Origin of the sequence: Rheinheimera marina, from assembly GCF_042654345.1 — a bacterium.
Taxonomy (GTDB): Bacteria; Pseudomonadota; Gammaproteobacteria; order Enterobacterales; family Alteromonadaceae; genus Pararheinheimera; species Pararheinheimera marina.
In genome coordinates this window covers 85,985-100,543 of record NZ_JBHSGB010000010.1, presented here as the reverse complement: position 1 = coordinate 100,543, position 14,559 = coordinate 85,985, and the positions used below count along the sequence as shown (strand labels likewise).

General features: G+C 52.4%; 12 protein-coding genes. 7 read left to right on the top strand and 5 right to left on the bottom strand.

Annotated features, from left to right (window positions below):
- Window positions 1-61: 61 nt before the first annotated feature.
- Window positions 62-2,023: an alkyl/aryl-sulfatase gene (locus ACFO3I_RS10095; RefSeq protein ID WP_377333863.1), complete on the top strand. Its 1,962-nt coding sequence runs from the start codon at window positions 62-64 to the stop codon at window positions 2,021-2,023.
- A 218-nt stretch (window positions 2,024-2,241) separates the two neighbouring features.
- Window positions 2,242-3,501 (top strand): iron-containing alcohol dehydrogenase, encoded by a 1,260-nt coding sequence (locus ACFO3I_RS10090; RefSeq protein WP_377333862.1) that lies wholly within the window; start codon window positions 2,242-2,244, stop codon window positions 3,499-3,501.
- Here the strand turns inward: ACFO3I_RS10090 and ACFO3I_RS10085 are convergent.
- Window positions 3,475-4,380: a LysR family transcriptional regulator gene (locus tag ACFO3I_RS10085; protein WP_377333861.1), complete on the bottom strand. Its 906-nt coding sequence runs from the start codon at window positions 4,378-4,380 to the stop codon at window positions 3,475-3,477. The two genes, ACFO3I_RS10090 and ACFO3I_RS10085, sit on opposite strands and share 27 nt — an antisense overlap.
- A 153-nt stretch (window positions 4,381-4,533) precedes the next feature.
- On the opposite strand from ACFO3I_RS10085, the gene ACFO3I_RS10080 reads away from it, so the two are divergent.
- Window positions 4,534-4,704 (top strand): hypothetical protein, encoded by a 171-nt coding sequence (locus ACFO3I_RS10080; RefSeq protein ID WP_377333860.1) that lies wholly within the window; start codon window positions 4,534-4,536, stop codon window positions 4,702-4,704.
- A gap of 123 nt (window positions 4,705-4,827) precedes the next feature.
- Here the strand turns inward: ACFO3I_RS10080 and ACFO3I_RS10075 are convergent, their stop codons facing one another.
- On the bottom strand, window positions 4,828-5,481 hold the full coding sequence (locus ACFO3I_RS10075; protein WP_377333859.1) for a response regulator: 654 nt from the start codon (window positions 5,479-5,481) through the stop codon (window positions 4,828-4,830).
- Between the two features lie 187 nt (window positions 5,482-5,668).
- Here ACFO3I_RS10075 and ACFO3I_RS10070 point away from each other — a divergent pair, with 187 nt between their 5' ends.
- Window positions 5,669-6,415, top strand: a complete 747-nt coding sequence (locus ACFO3I_RS10070; RefSeq protein WP_377333858.1) for a hypothetical protein — start codon at window positions 5,669-5,671, stop codon at window positions 6,413-6,415.
- Window positions 6,416-6,433: 18 nt separating this feature from the next.
- Here the strand turns inward: ACFO3I_RS10070 and ACFO3I_RS10065 are convergent, their stop codons facing one another.
- The 3 genes from ACFO3I_RS10065 to ACFO3I_RS10055 form a co-directional block, all read right to left on the bottom strand.
- A complete protein-coding gene (locus tag ACFO3I_RS10065) occupies window positions 6,434-7,576 on the bottom strand; it encodes an HNH endonuclease (protein WP_377333857.1) in 1,143 nt (380 codons plus the stop codon).
- The gene (locus tag ACFO3I_RS10060) at window positions 7,569-8,156 is read right to left on the bottom strand and encodes a class I SAM-dependent methyltransferase (protein WP_377333856.1); all 588 of its coding nucleotides are present in this window, start codon (window positions 8,154-8,156) and stop codon (window positions 7,569-7,571) included. Before ACFO3I_RS10060 ends, ACFO3I_RS10065 begins: the two co-directional genes overlap by 8 nt.
- A gap of 222 nt (window positions 8,157-8,378) precedes the next feature.
- The gene (locus ACFO3I_RS10055) at window positions 8,379-10,601 is read right to left on the bottom strand and encodes a TonB-dependent receptor (RefSeq protein WP_377333855.1); all 2,223 of its coding nucleotides are present in this window, start codon (window positions 10,599-10,601) and stop codon (window positions 8,379-8,381) included.
- Window positions 10,602-10,812: 211 nt separating this feature from the next.
- On the opposite strand from ACFO3I_RS10055, the gene ACFO3I_RS10050 reads away from it, so the two are divergent.
- The 3 genes from ACFO3I_RS10050 (at window position 10,813) to ACFO3I_RS10040 (ending at window position 14,541) form a co-directional block, all read left to right on the top strand.
- Window positions 10,813-12,117, top strand: a complete 1,305-nt coding sequence (locus ACFO3I_RS10050; protein WP_377333854.1) for a GntP family permease — start codon at window positions 10,813-10,815, stop codon at window positions 12,115-12,117.
- Window positions 12,117-13,280: an E22 family MetX-like putative esterase gene (locus ACFO3I_RS10045; RefSeq protein ID WP_377333853.1), complete on the top strand. Its 1,164-nt coding sequence runs from the start codon at window positions 12,117-12,119 to the stop codon at window positions 13,278-13,280. The genes ACFO3I_RS10050 and ACFO3I_RS10045 overlap by 1 nt, the downstream gene beginning before the upstream one ends.
- Window positions 13,281-13,761: 481 nt before the next feature.
- Window positions 13,762-14,541 (top strand): hypothetical protein, encoded by a 780-nt coding sequence (locus ACFO3I_RS10040; RefSeq protein ID WP_377333852.1) that lies wholly within the window; start codon window positions 13,762-13,764, stop codon window positions 14,539-14,541.
- Window positions 14,542-14,559 lie beyond the last annotated feature (18 nt).

Here is a 14,559-nt window from a genome sequence, read left to right as displayed (position 1 = left end):
CCATGCTTTTGACTAGGCTGCCATTAGCATCACAGTGGGTGGTGTAACCGGAGCTTTTGTTATGCGTCAACTGATGTGCCTGTTTATCCCCATTGTGTGTATCACTCTCAACGCCTGCAACCAGCCAAAGGTGTCTCCCCAGACAGGGGCTACCGCAGCAACAGCGCAAGCCATGGCCGAGTCCATCCAGTCGCTGGACCTGACCGACCACAAAGATACCGAAGATGCGAGCCGTGGCCTGATTGCCCGACCTAGCGGCACTATCAAAGGCCCTGATGGTCAGGTGCTGATCGACTTTTCTGAATTCGGCTTTATTCAGGGCGACGCCCCGGCCACAGTGCACCCCAGCTTATGGCGACACGCCGGGCATAATGCGCAGGCAGGCTTGTTTAAAGTGACGGATGGGATTTATCAGCTGCGGGGTTTTGATTTAGCCAACCTGACCCTGATTGAAGGCAAAACCGGCTGGATCCTGATCGATCCGCTAACCAGTGCTGAGACAGCATCAGCCGCACTTGCCTTTGCCCGACAACATCTGGGCAACATTCAAGTCAGCGCCATTATTTATACCCACTCTCATGTCGACCACTTTGGTGGTGTGCTGGGGGTGATCACTGAACAGGAAGCCAGAGAACGAGCCATTCCTATTGTGGCTCCAGCCGGTTTTATGTCGGAGGCCACCAGTGAAAATGTGCTGGTCGGACCCGCTATGGCAAGGCGCTCTATATACCAGTTCGGCAAAAACCTGAGTGCAGGTCCAACCGGCCTTGTAGACACAGGTCTTGGTAAAAGAGTGGGTTATGGCAGTATCGGCATTCTGCCGCCTACTCACAGTATCGATCAGCCCCGGCAATCGATGCTGCTCGATGGCGTCGAGTTTATTTTCCACAATATGCCTGGAGCTGAAGCACCGGCTGAGCTGACCTTTTCCTTACCTGCTTTTAACGCCTACGGCGGTGCTGAACTGCTCTCGCAAACCATGCACAACTTTTTACCTGTACGTGGCGCCAAAGTGAGAGATGCACTGCTTTGGTCATCCTATATGCAGCAGGCGCTGGATCAGCTCGGGACAGCAGAGGTGTATTTTGGCCAGCACAACTGGCCTTTATGGGGTCATCAGCGTATCCGTGAATTTATTACCAAACACCGGGATCTGTACAAGTACCTGCATGATCAGACCATCCGGCTGGCCAATGCAGGTTACACCCCCAGAGAAATTGCAGACGAGATCAGCTTGCCGCAATCACTGGCCAGCTATTTTGGCACCAGAGGCTACTATGGCGACCTGCGCCACAATGTGAAAGCTATCTATCAGTTGTACCTGGGGGCCTACGATGGCAACCCGGCCACACTCAACCTTCTGCCCCCAGCTGAATCGGCCAGCCGTTATATTGATCTGATGGGGGGCAGCGATAAGGTTGTTCAGGCTGCTCAGAAAGCGTTTGACCATGGGGATTACCGTTGGGTGGCAGAGCTGCTAAACCATGTGATGTTTACCGACCCAGGACATAGCGCAGGCAAAGAGTTATTAATCCGTACCTACCAACAATTAGCTTTCCAGTCAGAAGCTGCAACTTGGCGTAACAGTTACCTGACCGCCGCAGACGAGCTGTTGCAAGGCCCGCCAACACAAGGAGTGAAACGCCAACATTTGTTGGAGCTGATGCAACATACCCCGACTGAACGCTTTCTGGAAGCAATGGCCGCCAGCCTGAATGGGCCTGCCGCGGACGGCAAACAGCTGATCATCAATCTGGTTCTGACCGACACCCGTGAGTCTTACGTGTTGTGGCTGGAAAACGCTGTGCTGCATCATAGATCCGGCACAGCTGCAGCCGACGCCAATGCCACGCTGAAGATCAGTAAACTATTGTTAGTGCGCCTATTGATCGGTGCAGTTGGTGTCGCTGAACTGATGAAAACTGATGAAATGGAGTTAACAGGCAGTCGCCTGGACTTTCTCAGCTTGCTGCGTCTGATAGAAAAAGCACCTGACAACTTTGCCATTGTCACAGCCAACTGACAACAACCGGACTGGATGCGGCCTGAGATGACGACCTCTGATTCTCAAGCAGCACTGCCATTGCCGCAGCGGTTTCAGCTGCAGCAACAGGCTTATCGGGCCCAGCTAACCACTGGGCTGCAACTACACAAAGCAAACCAGCACTCATTCAGTGTGCCGGTAAATTGGTCCTTCAGGCTTAACGCCTGATTTCTAAAAACATTCTGGAGCCTGTGCTCATGCATTTGATCAGCCGTTTACGAATAGTACTTACCCGAATAGCCCTGAAACATTTACAGTTCCCCGTCCCTTTATGCCTGGTTGGTCCCGACAGTGCACTGGCGCTTTGTGACACCATTGCCCAGGCCGGTATCCGTCGTTTACTGTTGATCACAGACGGCTTTTTGCTGCAATCCGGTTTGTTACAACCTTTACAGGCGCAGTTACTGCAGCATGGCGTTGAGCTCGAGATTTTTAGCGATGTCGAACCAGACCCAGGTTATGAGCTGGTCTTACGGGGTGTAGAGGTAATGGAGCACAGCCAGGCTGAGGCCGTTCTGGCAGTGGGAGGTGGTTCCTCCATGGATTGTGCCAAAGCCATAGTACATACCCACGCCAACCGCTGCCATCCAGCCAAATTAACAGGTTTATGGTTATACGCCTTGCCACGCCGGCACGGATTGCCATTGTATGCAGTCCCTACCACGGCAGGCACAGGGTCAGAAGTCACAATAGCGGCCGTTTTGTCGGACAAAGAGGCGCAAACCAAAAAAGCCATTATCGACCCCAAAATTACACCAAAAATGGTGGCCTTAGATGCCAGACTCACTTTAAATCTGCCGGCGTTTTTGACTGCATGTACAGGTATGGATGCATTGACACACGCCATTGAAGCCAGTATTTCCACTATGGCTACACCCGAAACGGATCAGATGGCCAGGACAGCGTGCAAACTTTTGTTGCAGCATTTGCCTGTTGCTGTCACTCAGGGCCAGCAATTGCAGACCCGCCAGCAGATGTTACTGGCCTCTAGTCTGGCCGGCATGGCATTTACCCGAGCCGGAGTCGGTTATGTGCATGCCTTTGCCCACCAGTTGGGCGCGTTGTACCAAATCCCTCATGGTTTGGCCAACGCCTTATTGTTGCCTGATGTCCTTGAGTTGATGCTACCGGCCTGCAGCCGGAAACTTGCTGCTCTGGCTGAAAACAGTGGTATTGGGGACGCAAAGATGTCAGCGGAGCAAAGGAGCCAATGCCTGATCATTCATGTGCGTCAGCTCAGATGTTCGTTGCAGATCCCCAGTCAAATCCAACAATTATGTCGGGAAGACTTACCGCAGATTATCCGGCGCGCCTTTGCCGAAGCTCATGGAACTTATGGCGTCCCTCGGTATTTAACCTATGCAGAAGCCTTGCAAATGTTAGAGTCCTTGCTCCCTGACCGGCAGCAACACCAGTCAGAGGACAGGTTTTCAGCAAGCTCGGCCAACAGTGCTTAGCTGGTGTGACAGGAACTGGATCACGACTTTCAACCCGGCCTTCATATGCTGGCGGTGCGGGTACACCAAATGGAATGGCGACGGCTTCGGCATAAAGTCGGGCAACAGTTCCACCAGAGCACCAGACGCCAGTTCCTGCTCTACCTGATAACGGCTGACAAATAACAGCCCCAAATCCGCCAGCGCCGCATGCAGCATGGCCCTGTTGCTGTTACAGCGCAAAGGCCCGTCCACCAGTACGTCGATTGGCGTGCCCTGATGCACAAAGCGCCAGCTGCGTTCCGCCAGCGAACCAAAGGTCAGGCAACTGTGTTGCACCAGTTCATGTGGGTGTTCAGGTCGGCCATGTTGTTGCAGATAACCGGGTGAAGCCACCAGGACTATAGGCAAACCGGGCAAGGAGCGGGCGATCAGGCTGGAGTCAGCCAATTTGCCAAAACGCACCGCCAAATCAAACTGATCGGCAATTAAATCCACCAGATTGTCATCCAGATTCAGCTCAATCTGCAGCAAAGGGTACTGGCGGTGTAACTCGGCAAACAAAGGTGCCAGCACCATAGTTCCAAAGGTAATAGGGGCCGACAGCCGGATCAGGCCTGAAGGTTCGTCGCGTAACTCCGACAAATGATGTTCGGCCTGATCGGCCTGTTGCACCACCTGCTGGCAGTAAGCAAAAAACGCCAGCCCTTCCGCCGTCAGGCTGAGCTGACGGGTTGAACGCTGCAACAGCCGCACTTTCAGGTGTTGCTCCAGCCGGCTGATGGCTTTACTGACAGCGCCTTTGGACATGTCTAAAGCCAGCCCGGCCTGAGTAAAGCTGCGGCACTCCACCACCCGGGCAAACACCGCCATATCACTTAAACGTTGTAATAAAGACACTGCGTCCTCCTGTCTGAATACGCCGATTTTACCTCGCCCACTAGAGCATAATTGTTTCTTTAAGGAAACAATATGTCGCACATAGGCTGGCTAATCATTAACCATGGGCGCTGACTAAAATGTGCTCAGCGATAAACGCAAATGGAGGTGAATATGAAGTGGCAGTACTTAGTTAAAGTTTTTGCACAACTGGCTGAATTTCATGGTTATACCGACCGACGACCTTCGTTTTTGTTGCGAGAGTCCAAGCCGAATACAGCGCAAGATGCCGATTCAGACCCGGCGTGTTGCAGCAAATTACCGACGCAGCAGTTGTGCTGCTAAAGCGCAGACTGTTTCCACGAAACAGATGCGGTGTTTGCAAAGTGATAGTTCCTAGCGTGGTGTGTTGCACCGCTTTGGCTCAGCCGTTTGGCTGGGCCTTTTTCGTTTTAAGCGGCTCAGGTTTCAGAACTGCTCGGGCAGCTTCAGCTTTTCAAACAGAATACCGGCCAAAGTGCGGTTATTCACATTCAGTTTGCGCAGAATAGCCGACACATGTTGCTTCACCGTGGTTTCCTGCACCTGCATTTCAAAGGCAATCTGCTTATTGAGCAGTCCATCGGCAATCATTTTTAACACGCGGAATTGTTGGGGTGTCAGTTGTTCCAGCCGGCGGGCGAACTCGGCATCAATCAGATCCTGCGCCTGATTCACCTCATCAATCAGCTCCTGCGGCACCCAGCTGTCACCGTCCAGCACGGCGCTTACCGCTTCACCAAGAATATCCAGCGGTGCTGATTTAGGAATGTAGGCCAAAGCGCCCAGCTGCAATGCCTGCTTAATCACTGCAGGCTCTTCAATGGCCGACACCATCAGTACATTAATGTCGGGGTATTCCGTACGCAGCGCGGTTAAACCAGCAAAACCTTCCGCATCCGGCAGTTTTAAATCGAGAAAAACCAGCGCTGTGGTGGGGTGCTGCGCCAGCAATTGCCAGAGCTGCGCCATGCTATTGGCCTGCACCAGCTGCACATCAGGCCCAAGAATTTGCTGCAGCGCCTGCACCAGCGCCACCCGAAACAACGGATGATCATCAGCAATAATGGCAATTTGACTCATGGGGCTTTTTTCCTGCATAGCTGACAACAGCAACACAGCCACCATACACCAGCCGTTACAAAATCGCACCCTGCAACGGACTGTACCAAAGTAGTAGAAATCGCTTTATTTTTCAGCGGAATGGGGTCAGGTCTTGTATTTTGTGTTTCAATGCAAAATTCAACACCTGACCCGATGGAACTCAAGGATGAAACCACTGGCCTGTGGCCTGCTGTTAGTCAGTGCCGCCTTTACCTGCCAAACCCCAGCGCAAAGCATCAGTTTTCTAACCCAGCTTTGCCCTGACTTGTTACCAAACTCCAGCCCGGAGCAATTCGAACAAAGCTGGGCCTGCCCTGAGCGACAGCGCCCGTTATTGCAGGAAAAATTTGACCAGTTGGTTAAGCTCAGCCCTACAGGACTCAGTATCAGCAGCCAAAGCGCGCCACCTTTTCAGTTTCGGCATCATAAAGTTGACGGCGAGCAATTTCGGCTGTTTGCTTTTGATGGCTGTACGGAAGACGAGCGGTATTGTTTAGTCTTTGCTGCCGGCTGGGAAAGCTGGCAACACCTGCTGCTGGACCGCAAAACCGGCAACACATACAGCTTTACCGGCACCTTGTACCTGTCGCCGGATCAGCGCCACCTGCTGGAGTTACAGGACAGCCGCCTGTCCGACATATTCAGCCGGAATATCATCAAGTTATATCAACTCAGCGACAACGCACCACAGCTGCAACTGGATTTATCCGACTCAGACTTTGGCGGCCATCAACCCCAATGGCTTAACGCAAACGAAGTGACACTGCAGCTGTGGTACCACAACGCAGAAGACCCGCAGAAGCTGGAGTATCGAAACCAGTTAACCATTCAGGCTGAAGGCAGACAATGGAGAACGCACATTAGGGCCAAGCCAGAGGCGGTGGCTGAGGTGGCCGAGTCAAAACAGCAGTGAGGGTTAAGCAGGCTTTGATCACTCACTGTTAGCAAAAAACAAAGAACGATGATGGGCTAGATAATCTTGTTGTGCTGTCAGGCTTTGCCGGAGCCGCAGCGCCGAGTTTATCCCCAGCACTTCGGGTCTCTCCAGCCTCGAAGAGATTAAAATGCCTCCCTGCTCATCGAAGGAAATAAAACCTTTATCAAAGGCTTTATCGAGATTCGGGATCAACATCAAACCATTATTTGGATCAAGCCTCTCAACATCGCTAGCGTGCCGCCACGGTTTTATATGAGAAGCAACTAGTACAGTTGGGGTTTGGTAACCTGTTACAGCGCATCCATTCCAACGAGATAACACTTGTTGCCTGAAAACACCTTGTCCCATTCTGGCTTTGATAAGTGCCAGCTTTTCCGTTTGAACAAGACCTGGCCTGTGCAAAATGTCATCAATATCCTGAGTCATATCAACCTGCGCCAGCTCAGCCAGAAAATCACTATAAGATCCTAATGCACGGCTCAATACGTAGTTTTCTTGATAATCTGCTTCCTTAAACTCCTGCAATTCACGTAGCGGAGTGACCAGTTTTTCATACTGATGCCAAGAGCCCAGTTCAGTCATTGGCTTAACCGCCAAATGCGCTTGCTGAGCCATAGCACTGAGCCTGAACTGAATTAGTTGTAAGTACTGCTGAGCAGTCTGTTCAGTCAGGCCCCAGGCTTTAGCCCAACGCAGATACAGCTCAGGTAAATTGGTCAGGTTCTGAGTCAAGGCGTAGCGCAGATCTGGGCTGACAATAGGGCTTTTCATATAACCAAACAAGCCAGCGTCCAAATATGCATAAGCAACTTTGCTTTTGCTATACCTGTCCAGTTTGACCTGTTCGTATCCAGGCCTGGCCTGCAAAAACCAAAAGCCTTCGGAGGTTAAATAAAAAAAAGGGTTTTCCGGACTGTCCTGATCGTCACCGGCCCGAAGGCGTTCAAAGTGTTTACTGAAGCTTTGGCGCAGTTGATCGGTAAATTCAATTTTGTTTTCTGTGATGACGCCTGAACCAATTAAATCCATCACAGCCAGCAACATACAAACCTTATGCGGTTTGTTATGGCCCGCCAGACGCATGGTGTTCAGATTCTGAAATTTACCGACGTAATACTCCAGCGGTGCATCATTCATGGGTCATCATCCTTGCAAGCACTATTGTTTCCCATTTCACATTATTCCGGCCCAACAGATCAGCTTGAGACTCCTCCGAGGCTGTTCTCAGCACCAACTGCAAGCCAGCATGCATTGCCAGTGTACTGATCTCATCGGCTGAAACTGCATAACCAATACGGCCATCAGTAAATTCACCATGGCGCAGCGTGATCACGAGATGCCCACCTGGGTTAAGCAGTTGGCTGAGTTTTCGAATAGCCAGCTCGCGCAGGCACGGCTCAATATGCATCCAGACTGCACTTAACAAAATAAGCTCAAACTTTATCTGTAAAGCAAACACCTGTTTCAGTTCGGGTAAGCTGTCGTCTACCCAGTGGATGCAGTGCTGCTTATGCAGTTCACACGCCAGATCCCGCATTGGTTTCGCTGGTTCGACAGCAACGACACTCAGGCCTCGTTGAGCAAAAAAAGCTGCATCGCGGCCAGATCCTGCACCCACATCCAACAGCCAACCTTTTTCGGGCAAAAGGTGCAGCCACGACTGATGCAATTTCTCTGAACTCAGACTTTCATATTGGGTTACAAAATGTCCCGCCACCTGATGGTAAGGGTTTTGCTGATGCTCCGACAACGCAAGTCCTTGGCTAACTGAGCAATAAAGATATCTTCAGCCTAAAAGAACGCGCTACAAATGGCAATTCAGCTTGTGACGCTTTGGCAGCGCTGATGAATACGCAGAAGCAATAAAACGATAGCGGGGTCAGGTCTTGAATTTTGCGTTTCAATGCAAAATTCAAGACCTGACCCCAACAGCAGAGGTTTAGAAACGGTACCCCAGGCTCAGGCTGTAAGTGCGCGGGTCCAGGTAATAACCGGTGATGGTTTGCTCGCCAGCCAATAACGGGAAGTTGTAACCGGCAATACGTGCAATTTTGTCACCGGCGTTTTTCACCTGCAGCGCAACGTCCCAGTGGCCATCATTGCTGTACCAGGTCGCTCCGGCGTTAAAAATGGTGTAGCCGCCAAAATCCAGCACCGAAGGCACTTCAAAGATCTGGGTGTCTGAGCGGTAGGACCCCATCGCGTTGTAGACGATGTCACCGAAACTGGTGCCCTGGGTGTATTTCAACCCGGCAGTGGCTGTCCATTCCGGCGTATTGGCAAAGGACCATAAGTCCGACACATCCACCACGGTCTGGCTGGCCGGATCGAAGTACTCCACTTCATTAAACTCGGCGTTGGTGTAACCCAATACTGTAGTGAACTCCAATTGCGGCGTAATAGCGGCAATCATTTCCATTTCAAAGCCTTCAATATCGGCGCTGGCTGCGTTTAACACCTGTGAAGCCACCGTGTTATTGACCGCACGCTGCACTGTCACCTGCATATCGTCGTAACTGCTCTGGAACGCGGCTACGTTCAGGCGGATACTGTTGTTCCATTCGCTTTTAAAGCCCACTTCGAAGGTATCAACAGTTTCTTCCTGGTACGGGTCGCCGGCATTAGGGTTAATGGCCTGATTGCCGCGCATATCAAAACCACCGGACTTAAAGCCGTCGGTGTAAGAGCCGTACCACATAAAGCTGTCGCTGCTCTGGTATTCAAACCCGACACGGGGCGAAAAGTGACTGAAACTTTCAGAGCCGGCAAAGTCAGACTGCACAGCAATGGGGGTGCCCGGATCACGAGGCCTTTTGTTACCTAAGTACACATAACGGTAGACGTCTGCATCTTTGTCATCTTTGGTGTAACGGCCGCCCAGAGTGAACGACAGTTCATCGGTCAGGTGGTACGATCCCTGGGCGTACGCTGCCACACTTTTGGTGTCAACACAGCCGCCGTTTTCAGTGGTCAGGCCCAAACCTGCCACCAGCACAGTGCCAAAGGCACCACAGGCATCGCCTTCAAAGTAATACAGGCCGGACGCCATCGTCAGCTTGTCGCCGCTGTACAGCAGCTGGAATTCCTGGGAATCCTGCGAGTCTTCGTAAAAGGCCGGTACGTCCAGTGATGCCAGCTCGGTGGAGTCAAAGTCGATGTTGGTATCAGTCACACCTTCGCGGTGCGCCGTAATTGACTTAAAGGTCCAGTCAGCATTGATATCCCAGGCAATTGTCAGTGATTGCCCTTCAGTGACCACCGAGTTGTCCACCGGCATGCTGGTATTGGAATCAAACACATTGCTTGGCGGCGCTTCACCTGTTAACAGACTGGTCGTTAAACGATGACCACCTTTGGAGTTGGAATCATCATCAGTGCGGTCCGCCGCCAGGCTGATACGCAGATTGTCAGTGGCCTGATACTGCAGGTTCAACCGGCCAGTCAGAATGTCTTTGTTGTAGTTTTCATCGCCGGTGTTCAGGTAAGTACCAAAACCGTCGCGGTTCAGCGTAGCCACCGCAGCACCAAAATACAGTTTTTCGGTCAACGCTGTCTGGCCGGAAATCTTCAGATCTTTCTGACCATAGTTACCTAATGTGCCGCGGACGTAAAAATCATTGTCGCCAGTTAAGGCTTTGGTCACGTATTTCACCGCACCACCTATGGTATTGCGGCCATACAGAGTGCCTTGCGGGCCACGTAATACTTCGATACGTTCCACGTCGTACACTTCCATAGCCGCGCCCTGCGGCCGCGCCATATACACATCGTCCAGGTAAATACCCACACCTGGTTCAAAACCCCATAACGGGTCCTGCTGACCGATACCGCGGATATACGCCGTTAAGGTGCTGTTGGTTCCCCGCGACACCTGCAACGTGGTGTTAGGTGTATAGGCCTGAATAGCGGTCAGGTTTTCAATACCCCGTTGTGCCAGCGCTTCTGCGCCAATAGAGGTCACCGCCACTGGCACATTTTGCAGGTTTTCTGCCGTTTTACGGGCCGTCACCTGGATCACTTCCAGTGCCACTTCATCCTCTTTTACCTGTTCTGTCGCTTGCTCTTCCGCCCACACCGGAGCTGTCATGAATGCTGAGCCTACCAGCAATGCCAGCGTGCTGAACTGAAACCTTGTCATGCTATTTTTGTAGTTATTGGCCATATGCCTTCTCCTGCTGATTTTCCACTCCACTCTAGGCGGTGTTGGCGGAAAGTTAAGCTGTACCTTAGTACTATGCCAGGCAAAGACTACAGATAAACCAATGAATATTAAAGGTTTACAGCAAAAAACCCGTACCTGTCTGTACCTTAGTACTATGGTGAGGGTGCCCGCCTTGCCCCAGACTAAACCAAAACACAACAAGGGTCGTTTTATGTTGAGTCTGTTCGGTTTAGTACTGGGGTTGCTGCTGCTGATCTGGTTAACCATGCGCGGCGTGAACCTGTTTATTCTGGCGCCTTTATGCGCCTTGCTTGTGGCGGTGCTGAACGGCGTCCCCTTCTGGCTGGCGGACAACCCGGCTAATTTTGTGCAGGGTTATATGGCTGGTTTTTCAGGTTTTGTTTCCAGCTGGTTCTTAATGTTTTTGCTCGGCGCCCTGTTTGGCAAGCTGATGGAACACACAGGTGCCGCCGACGCGGTGGCGCTGGCCATTGTGCGCAAACTCGGCAAACAACGCGCGGTAATGGCGGTGGTGCTGGCCTGCGCTGTGCTCACTTATGGCGGCGTCAGTATTTTTGTGGTGGCCTTTTCCGCTTACCCTATGGCCGTCAGCTTGTTTAAAGACGCTAACCTGCCACGGCGTTTTATTCCGGCCGCTTTGGGGCTGGGCTCCGTCACTTTTACCATGACCTCCGCCGGATCGCCGGAGATCCAAAATTGGATCCCTATTCAATACCTGAAAACCAGCCCCTACGCTGGCTGGGAAGTCAGCATTATCGCCGCCATTTTTATGGGCGTTCTGGGGTACAGCTGGCTGATGACGATGATCCGCAGCGCTCAGGCCAAAGGCGAAGTGTTTGAAAGCCGTCCGACCGACCCGGTACTGACCGACAAAGCCTTGCCGCATCCGCTGATGGGCATAGTGCCGCTCTTAGTGGTATTGCTGTTGTCATTTCTGCTGCACGACCATATGCAACAGGCCGCCTTAATTGTGGCGCTGACCGGCGGTGTGCTGAGTTTGTACCTGCTGAACCGTAAGTTTCTGAATAGCTTAAGTACTGCGCTGGACCAGGGCGCCACAGGTGCTCTGCTGGCGATAGGCAACACAGCGGCCGTAGTCGGTTTTGGTTCTGTCGCTAAACTGACGCCGGCTTTTGCCGCTGTGGTGCAAACCATGACACACCTGCCGGGCCCGGAGCTGATAGGCGCCGCTGTGGCGGTCAGTGCCATTGCGGGCCTGACCGGCTCAGCGTCAGGCGGCCAGGCCATAGCGCTACCAGAAATTGCGCCTGTCTATCTGGACCGCGGCGTCGACCCGGAACAATTGCACCGGGTGGTGGCTATTTCCTCTGGCGCTTTGGATTCTTTGCCACACAATGGCTATGTGGTCACTACTATTCGCGCCATCTGCGGCGAATCGCACCAAAATGCTTACTGGCCTGTGGCAGCTGTGACTGTTGTGGTGCCGCTGCTGGGCACTATACTGGCCATTCTGTTATTCCAGTGGGGGTTGTAATGAAGTGGTTGGTGGCGTTGTTCTGTACTGGTTTAAGTGTTTTGGCGACAGCGGCCGAACTGCCGCTGGTGCAAAAACAACAGTTTGATTTAGCCGAATTCAGCACCCAAAGCGGAGTGCAGCTCAAGCAGGTGAAGGTCGGCTGGGAAGCTTACGGCACACTCAATGCCGATAAATCCAATGCCATTCTGATCACCCATTATTTTTCCGGCAGCTCGCATGCCGCCGGTAAATACCGCAGCACAGACGCGGCGCCCGGTTATTGGGACGCCATTATTGGCCCGGGCAAAGCCATTGATACCAATAAATTTTATGTGCTGAGTGTCGACTCGCTGGCCAATATCAATGCCTTTTCGCCCGACGTGATCACCACGGGCCCAGCCAGCATCAACCCGGCCACTGGGAAGCCGTACGGCCTGAGTTTCCCTGTGGTGACTATTACCGATTTTGTCGAAGTACAGCGCGCTCTGCTCGATACGCTTGGCATTAAAAAATTGCATGCCGTCATTGGCCCCTCGATGGGCTCCTTTCAGGCCATTGAATGGACGGTGCGATACCCAGAGCGGGTACAGCGCTTGGTGCCGGTGATAGGCACCGCCTATATCGATGCGTACAGCGCAGTGCGGCTGGAGCGTTGGGCGCAGCCGATTAAACAAGACCCGTCCTGGCAACAAGGCCAGTACCCGCTTAACCAGCAACCGGCAGGCCTGGCACTGGCGCTGGCTTATGTGATTCAGGACGCCCTGCACCCACAAGGTTTTAACCAAAGCTACCCGGCCCCAGCGCAGGACAGCGCGATTCACCACAGCATCAAGGCGGAGCTGCCGGCTTTTAGCCAACTGCTCAGCGCCGCCAAAGGCCGCTCAGCGCAGATGGATGCCAATTCACTGCTGTATCTGGTGCGCGCTTCACAGCTATGGCGCGCCGGTATGGGCGACAACTGGCCGCAGGCTTTAGCACAAGTGAAAGCCAAAACCCTGTGGCTGCCAGCAACCGGCGATTTATTGCTGACCCCTGCCATGGCCCAAGCCAGCCAGCAGCAACTGCCCAGCAGCCGCTATCAGGAAATTGCCGGTAAAAAAGGCGTCAGCAATGGCCATTATGACGGCTTAAGCAATATCCAGTCGGTCAGCCAATTGCTGAGTGACTTTCTCAGCCATTAAGGCCCAGCAGCGGCGTGATGGCCTGTTACTCGACCGCAAACAAGGGCTGTGAGTGTATTACCGTGTCAACCCAAACTTACCCGACCGGGCCAGGCAATGCCTGCAGCAAACCGCAGCCGCGAACCTGCAACTGCTGGCTCCGTTGACCCCAAATTTATGCGCTATGGGCGACCGACCAGCCCGTCAGCAAAGCTGCTGCTAACCCAAGGAATTCAGATGAGCACTATAAAAATTGGTATCAATGGCTTTGTGGTGCTGTCCGCCTGCTGCGCCCGCTGGCTACCCAAATCCATCTAGCCTCTTGGGGTCAGGTCTTGTATTTTGCATTGGAACGCAAAATACAAGACCTGACCCCCAATAAAATGCCCCCAATAAACCAAGCGCAAGCCCCAGAAAAAATTGTTTAAAAACAGTTAACGTACTGCTATAAAGAGCGCGTTTTCTAAATGACTTCCCACAGGATTTTTACTAAGGACAGCCCATGAAAGTTTTCCTTGCGCTGGCATTGAGCCTGCTGCTCAGTGCTTGTGTCAGTACCTATGTTCCACCAACTCCCAGCCTGAATTTACCGGCTAAGACCAAAATCGGTGTATTGGTAATAGCTGGCGACAGCACCAAACACAGTCACGTCGGGACCACCATCTTCAATAACTTCGACACCAGCTATGCCCACAACTGGCAGATGGCAGACAGCATCTTTGACACTCTGAAAAGCCAGCTGGAACAGCCGGAACGCTTTGAAGTGGTGAACCTGAGCCGATGGAATCAAATGCCATTACAGCCACTGAACTTTGTCGATGTGCGGGATAAAAACTGGCAGTTCAACCCGGAGCCCGAGGTCCTGCGGCAACGACTGCTGGCGGAAGGCATTCAGGTGGTGATCAGTATCTACGAAACACCGTCATTGGCATTTTTACAATGCAGCAGCTACGGCTGCAGTGAGTTTTACAGCCAGGGCTATGGCCTGTTTACCCGCAGCTTTTTAGGCATGGATATGTATTTTAGTTCAGCTGCCTTTGCCATCAGCGTTGAAACCATTCATCAACCAGTTGACCTGACATTGATGCCAAAACTGGAAGCACTGACCAACTACCAGGCCAAGCACCATGAACTGAGTGATTTCGATGACCCGAAAGATTTTAAAAACATTACCGCGCAAGAAATGGAACCGGTTCGGCTGAGCATTCTGAATTACTTTTCGGCGCTGGGCAGCCAGATTAAAGCCTACCTGAATGGCGAAGTCAGCGGTACCGCCAGCTAAGCATCAGGGGTCAGGTCT

Excerpts from the sequence above, each read along its gene's own strand:
- ACFO3I_RS10095 (WP_377333863.1), top strand. The coding sequence starts at position 62 with ATGCGTCAACTGATGTGCCTGTTTATCCCCATTGTGTGTATCACTCTC.
- ACFO3I_RS10090 (WP_377333862.1), top strand. The coding sequence starts at position 2,242 with ATGCATTTGATCAGCCGTTTACGAATAGTACTTACCCGAATAGCCCTG.
- ACFO3I_RS10080 (WP_377333860.1), top strand. The coding sequence starts at position 4,534 with ATGAAGTGGCAGTACTTAGTTAAAGTTTTTGCACAACTGGCTGAATTT.
- ACFO3I_RS10075 (WP_377333859.1), bottom strand. The coding sequence starts at position 5,481 with ATGAGTCAAATTGCCATTATTGCTGATGATCATCCGTTGTTTCGGGTG.
- ACFO3I_RS10070 (WP_377333858.1), top strand. The coding sequence starts at position 5,669 with ATGAAACCACTGGCCTGTGGCCTGCTGTTAGTCAGTGCCGCCTTTACC.
- ACFO3I_RS10065 (WP_377333857.1), bottom strand. The coding sequence starts at position 7,576 with ATGAATGATGCACCGCTGGAGTATTACGTCGGTAAATTTCAGAATCTG.
- ACFO3I_RS10055 (WP_377333855.1), bottom strand. The coding sequence starts at position 10,601 with ATGGCCAATAACTACAAAAATAGCATGACAAGGTTTCAGTTCAGCACG.
- ACFO3I_RS10050 (WP_377333854.1), top strand. The coding sequence starts at position 10,813 with ATGTTGAGTCTGTTCGGTTTAGTACTGGGGTTGCTGCTGCTGATCTGG.
- ACFO3I_RS10045 (WP_377333853.1), top strand. The coding sequence starts at position 12,117 with ATGAAGTGGTTGGTGGCGTTGTTCTGTACTGGTTTAAGTGTTTTGGCG.
- ACFO3I_RS10040 (WP_377333852.1), top strand. The coding sequence starts at position 13,762 with ATGAAAGTTTTCCTTGCGCTGGCATTGAGCCTGCTGCTCAGTGCTTGT.